Below are 7968 nucleotides of genomic sequence, written 5' to 3'. Positions count from 1 at the left end.
CAATACAAAACGAATTAAGAGCAAACTAAAAGGACTGACACCGATTGAATATCGGGCGTCAGTCCTCAAGGCCGCTCAATGACATGTCCTAATTTTGGGGTTCATATCAAAATCGCTGTGCTTTTTCTTTACTTCATAATTATGCCTTTTTTAAGGTTATAGTGCCAGTTGTAACCTTCATTTGGAAATGCGTGTGGATCCGAATTGCTAAGCTCTTCAAGACCGTAATTGATGGCAAAACTCTTTTTAGGATAGTAACTTAAAGGCTTAACTTTAACTAATTTATCACTGCCTTGATGCTTTTCAAGTTCTTGATAACGTGTTTGCAATGCTTGATTAGCTTTTATAGCATCAAGTGTTCCCATAGCTCCCTTTAATAGGCCAAGCATCGTGAGCAAAACTAGGAACGTTGCACCTGTGAGGTAGGCCAGGGTCTTCTTTTGATAATGGTTGATCGCGCTTGTGCTTAGCTTTAATAGGGCGACAATCATAAAGATGATACCACCGAAGAAGGAACGGCCACCATCTTGTCCTAGTGGCGAAATGGATAGGGCATAAAGGACTGCCAGCCCGGCAGCAAACCATAGTAATCCTTCAATTGCATTTTCTAACTGACGTTGGAAAATCACCACAAGAGCAAAAATCAGAATTAAAGTAATAAGCATTTTATAATCGTGGAAAAGTGTTTTACTTACTAATTTAAACCCATTTTTAAAATGCGTGAAAGTCGATTGTTCAAACCATGAAGGCGGCATGGTCGCTTTTGTACGAATTGCATTTCCTGGTGCCAAGATCAAAAATAGATAACCAATGAGGTAGGTGATAACGCTTGAAATTTGGATTTTTGACCAGGATAATTTTTTGAAGTAACGACCAGCTAATAGGTAGCTCAGGACAATTAATAAACCACCCCCTGATGTGTTTTCATTTGACCAGCCAGCTAAAAATGCTAATAGAGGGAGTAAGGCGGATAATTTGGTCAAATGATGTTGGCCTTGGTGGAACCACTGATAATAGGGAAGAATAAACAATAAAATCAGGGTTGTTGTTAATAGGTAGTTTCCTGCACCTGCTCGCCAAAACATTGTTTGACCAATAACGGGTGCAAAAAGTAATACTAAGGAAAAGCTATAAACGATGCGAAGGGCACTGTAAGAGGAGCTTTGATTGGGTTTACCAAAGTGATTTAAGAGGAAAATTGTGGTGATGGAACCCAAAGAGATAATCAAGCTTGTGATATAAATATTGCTTGAAACCAAAATTCGCCAAAGTGTTTGCCCGATAGCTCGGCCGTTCCAGTGAAAATAATCCGCGTAGGCTTGATTCCACAAAGTGATTAAAGTTTGATGCTGCCCAATATAGAGATCGTCATCAAAAAGAGGGGTGTGGAAATTCAATAGGTAAAAGAACATAAACAGTAAAGAAAGGCTGATAATACTGATTATTTTACTTTTTTTGGTCATGTGCAATAGTTCTCCTAAAACTGTTTATAAATACGTAGCTATTATAATATAGCAATAAAATCATTAATAATGCTGAATATAGTGATTAAATTCAGCGAAGCAAGAAGAGGAATACCAATGTTGCTAAAACAACTATGAATGGCAAAATTTCCCATATAGGCATATATTGCTTAATCATGATTTGATCACCACTGTTGATTCGCTGATGTACGGCGATTTGTCCATCTTCAATAGAAGATGAAACTTTAGTGTGGTTGATAAAGACACTAATATTTGTATGTTGATAACCTAAAACAGGCAAATAAATGGTATTGCTATCAATGTCCTTCGTTGAAACAAACGATAATTGGTTATAGCTTGCTTTGAACGAGTGGGTGTCAATATACTGGCCAGTGTTTGTCTTTAGTTGGTGTTTGATGAAGTGTTTACCCTTAGTATCACTTAGCATAAAGCTGGAATTCTGATTTGCTAGTGCCTGTTGGGGGACATAGTCTGAATAATTCATTAGATACCAGATGTCGGATGAATGAACAGAGGCGCGATCGAAAGCCCCGAGAGAGTCAAGGCCATAACCATCCTGACCGGTCATATAGTGATGATGAATTTTGCCTGGTGTAGCAACAACGAAATTACCGGGGATATCAATATCGGCATAATTATCTTTCTGTAAAGTCATGCTGATAACTGTCATGGCGAGGAAGGTAAAGGTTGCTAGTATTTTTTTAAAGGAATTCGTTGAACTTTTTCGGAAGGTGGCAAACACAACAATGGTGAAACCAAGACAAATAATCAAAAAATAGTAGAAGAGCCTGTAAGGGATTTGAATGCTAATGAGTGATGTATGTTTTAAAAATGGTTCCCAGGTGACGGCACTAGTTCCGAAAATGGCTAGTATCAGAGATAAAATTTGGCCCAGAAAAATATCCCGAATTAGGATAATGGTTGCAATGATGAAAAGCAGGACAAGAACGGTAACAATCAATTTCGTTTCAGTGAAGAAAGATTGAACGGTAATATACCAGGTCTGGAATTGGTAATAACCCATGTTTGGCATTTTAATTTTGTTTGTCGTGCTAATGTAAATTAGGGGAAGTAGGGTTCCTAGCGTCAGTAGAAAAGTAAAAAATATTGCTTTGAATGAAGATAGGAAGACAAATTTTTTCGATGTCTTATTGGTGAAAAAGCAAATCAGTAAGTAGACAAAGACAAATAAAGAAATAATCGTACTCAATAATATGTGTGAGGACCATGATATTGAAAGGCCAATAGCAATGCATTTGTATGAGTTTTTTTTCGTTGTGATTAAATAACCCATAAACAATTAAGGGGATTCCGATGGCCGCAGTGGCTTCCGCAATGTTAAAAAGAGAAAAAACAGATCCTGACCATAGTAAGGATAAAATGGCCGCAATGGTTGGTTGAGCGCGGAGTTTGAAATGTAGAATGCTATAAAAGATGGCAGCTAATAAAAAGTTAATCATTAGTAAGACTATCTTATATAAAAGAAGCGAGTTATGGATAAAAGGGAAAAAATTGACAATTAGCTGCAATCCAAGTGAGGGATAAAATACATTACTTGCTACACCGATTTGTCCCAATGAAAGAAAATTTTGTGGATAAAGGAATTGCAAAAAATTTCCAGATAAGTTGTGTATTCGAGAAAAATGATAATAACTATCTAAAGGAAATTTAATCGGGTTGAATAAAATGGTGTTCAAAAATAATACAACCAGAATGAACATTATCAAAAATGGTGTCACTTCTTGGTAAATCTTTTGAAGAGTCTTTGGGGAAAGTGCTTTGTTAAAAAAATGCATGGTTAAAGTTCTCCGACTATATACAAATTAAAATGTCTAGTCATATTGCTACGACATGGGAAATAGTAGTCCGCAAATATGTTTTAACTTTTTCATATTAAAAATTACTCAATATCATGAAAAATTCCTTTTCTAGTATAGCATTGTTGTGGGGCGCGGTAGGGCAGCTTAGCCTCTTGATATTAATCAGTTTTTCGCCCCTAGCTTAATGAATATTGCAATTTTACCTTGTTGATTCTGCTGTTTCGTTGTTAGTAATATTATATTTCACAGTGTATAATGTGAATGTTAATGTTTATTTAAACATAGAGTAATTGCAATGCTAGAGAGTAAAGGAATTTTCATGAGAAAGAAGTTATACAAATCAGGTAAAATTTGGGTTGCCGCAGCCGCAGCAAGTGTAGCTGTGCTTGTTGGAGGAGGCCTCGCTTCTGCTGATACAGTTTCAACAGATCAAAATAGCTCACAACAAAAGCAAGTGGTGAATACTTCTACAACTACTGATAATCAGCAGGCGAATGGTTCGGCAAAAACTGTTGATGATTCGACAACGTCGGCTAATTCGAATGCAGTAGGTAGTCAGCAAATGAAGTCAACTAGTACTGGCGATGAAGTGTCTAGCACTAGTCAGTTAACGACGACAAGTAATGCAACGAACAGTCAAACCGCTGATCAAAAATCAGATAGCAATACAAACCAAACAACAGATAATCAAAATATTGCTACTTTAAAAACAAATCAAATAACAGATAATCAAAATACTGCTACTCTACAAACCAATCAAACAGCGACCCAAGATGTTGATAAAGACTCATTATTACGTTCTCTTGGTGAAACCGAATTAGTAGCGACGGCAGAGGGAACAAATAGTACTGATATTCATAACCAAATGATTAAGGATCATCCTGAATGGGTTGATCCTAAACTAGAACAAAATTATCACTATAATAATCCACAGGGACGTTCAAATGATGTAACACAGATACTTCCACATTATGATCAAAATGGAAATATTGACTATTGGGAAGGTTACTATCTGTGGTCTAATAACACAAATCCATTCCAATTACAGTGGTATCATTTTAAAACTAAAGATTTGTCACAATTTACAGCTTATGACACTACAAATAATTTTAGTAGTACCAATGTCGCCATTCCTAATCCAAATTTGAATTATGACGGTGTTCAAGGTATTGATGTAGATCGGAATGTTAACCAGAATCCTATTCCATGGGATTTCACCTTTAGTGGTTCAACGTTTGCTAACAATAGTAAAGCAAATGGTCAATCATGGTATACGGAAGATCAGTGGGGTAACAAGGTTGATGCTGATGCCCGCATTGCCTATTTTGATAGTGTTGGGGAGAGAACCTATGCCGCCTATTCAAATGATGGGCAGCAATTCCATCCACTCTATGATCACTATCTTTTTGATGCATCCATTGTTGGCGAAAAAGCCGGTGCGGATTTTCGAGATGACTATGTTATTCCTGTAAATAACGGCTCGTCACTTGTTGCCTATATGGCTGGTGGATTATCACATAAAATTTATATTTTGCAATCAACAGATGGTGTTAATTGGACGAATACAAATAAAGCTGTAGATATTGGTAGTCTTCCAGGCTTTTCGTCAATTACTGTGGAATCACCAAATGTGACAACAATTAATGGAACACCAATAATGTTTTTTGGTGCACAAAATGTTGCTAACGTTAATTATTCGGGCGGAGCTTATGTAACCGGTTATTTTGATAATGACGGAATTTTTCAAATTAATGAAGACTCAAAAACTGGTTCAGTGGATGAAGGCTTTGATTTATATGGTGGAAATGCAACAAAATTAGATGATCAACATCAAATTTATTTGAGTTGGCTTGGAAATTGGGCTGCATTCGGGCAAGGACATCAAGGTGGATTAACTTTAAGCCGTGTTATGTCATACGTTGACGGTCAATTGCAGGCTACGATTGTAGAACCTGGTGCAATTAAAAATGAAACTGTAACAACTCTTTCAGCTAACCAAGGCCAAGTCGTTCAATCAGATAATAAGATAACAATTAGTTATGACAGCCCTCAAAGCGAATTTAATATTAGTTTGAAGCGTTTTGATAATGATCAATTTAACATTTCCTTCAAGGATGGTCAGTTAACTGTTAATCGGACAAATACAACGATTGGAAATACGGACCGCTTTGTCACAACTAATACTGGTCTTTCTAAGCTTTCTAACATACAGTTCTTCTTAGATAATACGTCAGTCGAAATGTATGTTCCTGAAATCCATAAATCATATACAATGTTGAGTTATGGGGATACTAAGAATTTGCCTTATACATTGATTAGTTCGATTGATGCACAGTTACAAAATTATCAGTTTGACTTATCAAATACCCCTGCCTTATTAAATTATCAAGATATTTTAAATAATTACCAAAATGATGTGCAGTCTTTTAACAAATCTGTTAGCGTAATTTCTAAATTGGGAACTCAAAGTCAAAAGGATCAGTTGTCTTCAGTTCAAGGGGTCGTTAATGATATTTACCTAAATACTGGTTCTTTATTGAATGATATACAAACAAACCTTGCATTGATTAACAAGGCAGGTAATAGCGCATCGAAATATGCTTATATTGCTTTAGTTAATAGTGACTTAAATTTGCTAAGCACAAAAACAATGCAACTTGTGCTTCAATTAGATGAATTGACAAACATTAAAAATGATATTTCCAAAGACAAACAAGGATTTTACTCGGATGCAGATAACTGGTACTACTTTGATAATACAACTAGTTCATTTGTTACCGGTTTTCAAACGATAAATGGTAAAAAATATTACTTTAATGATGATGGTGCTCAGATAAAAGGACAGTTCTTTAGTGTTAACGGAAATTGGTATCATACTGATGCTAATTCAGGAGAATTAACAACAGGTGCAGCAACGATTGACGGCAAGCAATTGCTATTTGATGATCAAGGTGTTCAGATTAAAGGGGCCTGGAAAGAAAATAGTGATGGAACATGGTCGTACTATGATGCCAATGATGGTCATCTGGCTATTGCTAATCAGGAGAAAAATCCAACTGATAACTCTGTAGCTAGTGGCTGGCGTGAAAATAGTGATGGAACCTGGTCATATATTTCAAAGGATGACGGCAAACCATTGACGGGCCAGCAAACAATCGATGGCAAACAAGTTCTATTCGATAGCCAAGGAATCCAAATTAAGGGAGCTTGGGAGAAAAATTCTGATGGAACATGGTCATATTATGACGCAAACGATGGACATTTAGTTGTTACAAATCAGGCGGAAAAGCCTACTAATACTGCAACTACAAATACAACAACTACCGTTGCAAGTGGTTGGCGTGAGAATTCTGATGGAACTTGGTCATACATCTCGAAGGATGATGGTAAACCATTGACTGGTGCACAAACCATTGATGGCAAAAAGTTGTTATTTGATGACAAAGGTATTCAAATAAAAGGTGGTTGGGGTAAAAATGCTGACGGGACTTGGTCATACTATGATGCCAATTCTGGTGAACTTACTTCCACTGACAACATGAATGCTACGCCACAGCAATCGACATCAACTGCTAACAAGGATGCACAAGTTGCTGTTGAAGTAGCTAATCAGCCAACCGACATCACTAAAAATAGTGATGGTGTCTATGTTTATAAAAATGATGCTAGTAAGAAGGCTCAGGGTTACCTGAATGATGGCTCATCATGGAAGTGGTTTGATAACGGTCAACTTTATACCGGTTTCCAAAATTATATGGGTGCCTACTATTGGTTTGACAATGGTGTTCGCCAACAAAACAAGTGGGAATCTGCTTGGGGATTGAAGTATTATGTTGGTGATGATGGTCGAACAGTCGAAGGAATTCACGCAATCGACGGTCATGCTTACGACTTTGGTACTGATGGAACTTTCAACGTGAAGGGACCAGCTAGTGGCTACTTGAATGACGGTAGAAACTGGATGTGGTATGAAGGTGGTAACCCATATACTGGCTTCCGCTACTACATGGGCACTTACTATTGGTTCGAAAATGGTTTGCGTCAAGATAATGCCTGGCATGAAGCTTGGGGTCTGACATACTACACAGGTGCAGATGGACGGGCAGTTCAAGGTGTTCAAAACATCAACGGTAAGCTTTACTACTTCGGTAGTGACGGCACATTCTTTATGCGAACAAACCAAGAAGTAAACAACAACGGTACCATTTACTACGCTAATGCGGATGGTAGCTTGACACCAAAGGAAGGCTACATCTGGGATGGTTCACCAGCAAACGGTGGCTATCGTTGGTATGAAGACAGTCAATTGTATACCGGCTTCCGTTACTACATGGGAACGTACTACTGGTTCGTTGATGGCGTTCGTCAAAATCAAGGATGGCGTCAAGCATGGGGCCTAACATATTGGACAGATGCTGATGGCCGAGCAGTACAAGGCAACCAAAGTATTGATGGTAAGAATTATTACTTCGGTAATGATAGTACTTACTTTGTCAGATAATAAAAGACAGTAAAGAGGTCAAAACAAAATAGTTGTTTTGATCTTTTTGTTTTAGGCAGATTACAAGTTTAATTCGAACGCATCCGTAAAAACTTCCAATGGTGTTTGATAATGATGTAATTTCATGGGCCGCTTGTTAATGAGTTCAACCGCCTCATATAAT

Annotated in this window: 4 protein-coding genes and 1 pseudogene; 1 reads left to right on the top strand and 4 read right to left on the bottom strand. The window is 37.3% G+C overall.

What is annotated here, in order from left to right; genetic code table 11:
- Nucleotides 1-128: 128 nt before the first annotated feature.
- The 3 genes from AABI08_RS08275 to AABI08_RS08265 form a co-directional block, all read right to left on the bottom strand.
- Nucleotides 129-1463, bottom strand: coding sequence for a DUF6056 family protein (locus AABI08_RS08275; RefSeq protein WP_338344486.1), 1335 nt, complete (start codon nucleotides 1461-1463; stop codon nucleotides 129-131).
- Nucleotides 1464-1554: 91 nt separating this feature from the next.
- Nucleotides 1555-2517, bottom strand: coding sequence for a hypothetical protein (locus tag AABI08_RS08270; protein ID WP_338344709.1), 963 nt, complete (start codon nucleotides 2515-2517; stop codon nucleotides 1555-1557).
- Between the two features lie 115 nt (nucleotides 2518-2632).
- Nucleotides 2633-3280 carry a hypothetical protein gene (locus AABI08_RS08265; RefSeq protein ID WP_338344707.1) on the bottom strand — a complete coding sequence of 216 codons (648 nt, stop codon included), beginning with the start codon at nucleotides 3278-3280 and terminating at the stop codon, nucleotides 2633-2635.
- A gap of 343 nt (nucleotides 3281-3623) precedes the next feature.
- Here AABI08_RS08265 and AABI08_RS08260 point away from each other — a divergent pair, with 343 nt between their 5' ends.
- Nucleotides 3624-7805, top strand: a complete 4182-nt coding sequence (locus AABI08_RS08260; RefSeq protein ID WP_338344488.1) for a KxYKxGKxW signal peptide domain-containing protein — start codon at nucleotides 3624-3626, stop codon at nucleotides 7803-7805.
- Between the two features lie 60 nt (nucleotides 7806-7865).
- On the opposite strand, the pseudogene AABI08_RS08470 reads toward AABI08_RS08260, so the two are convergent.
- Nucleotides 7866-7968: pseudogene (locus AABI08_RS08470) on the bottom strand (IS30 family transposase); the annotation flags it as partial.

Origin of the sequence: Fructobacillus evanidus, assembly GCF_963580165.1 — a bacterium.
Lineage (GTDB): Bacteria > Bacillota > Bacilli > Lactobacillales > Lactobacillaceae > Fructobacillus > Fructobacillus evanidus.
The sequence above is the reverse complement of the archived record's forward strand: the minus strand, read 5'-3'. Positions and strand labels throughout refer to the sequence as shown.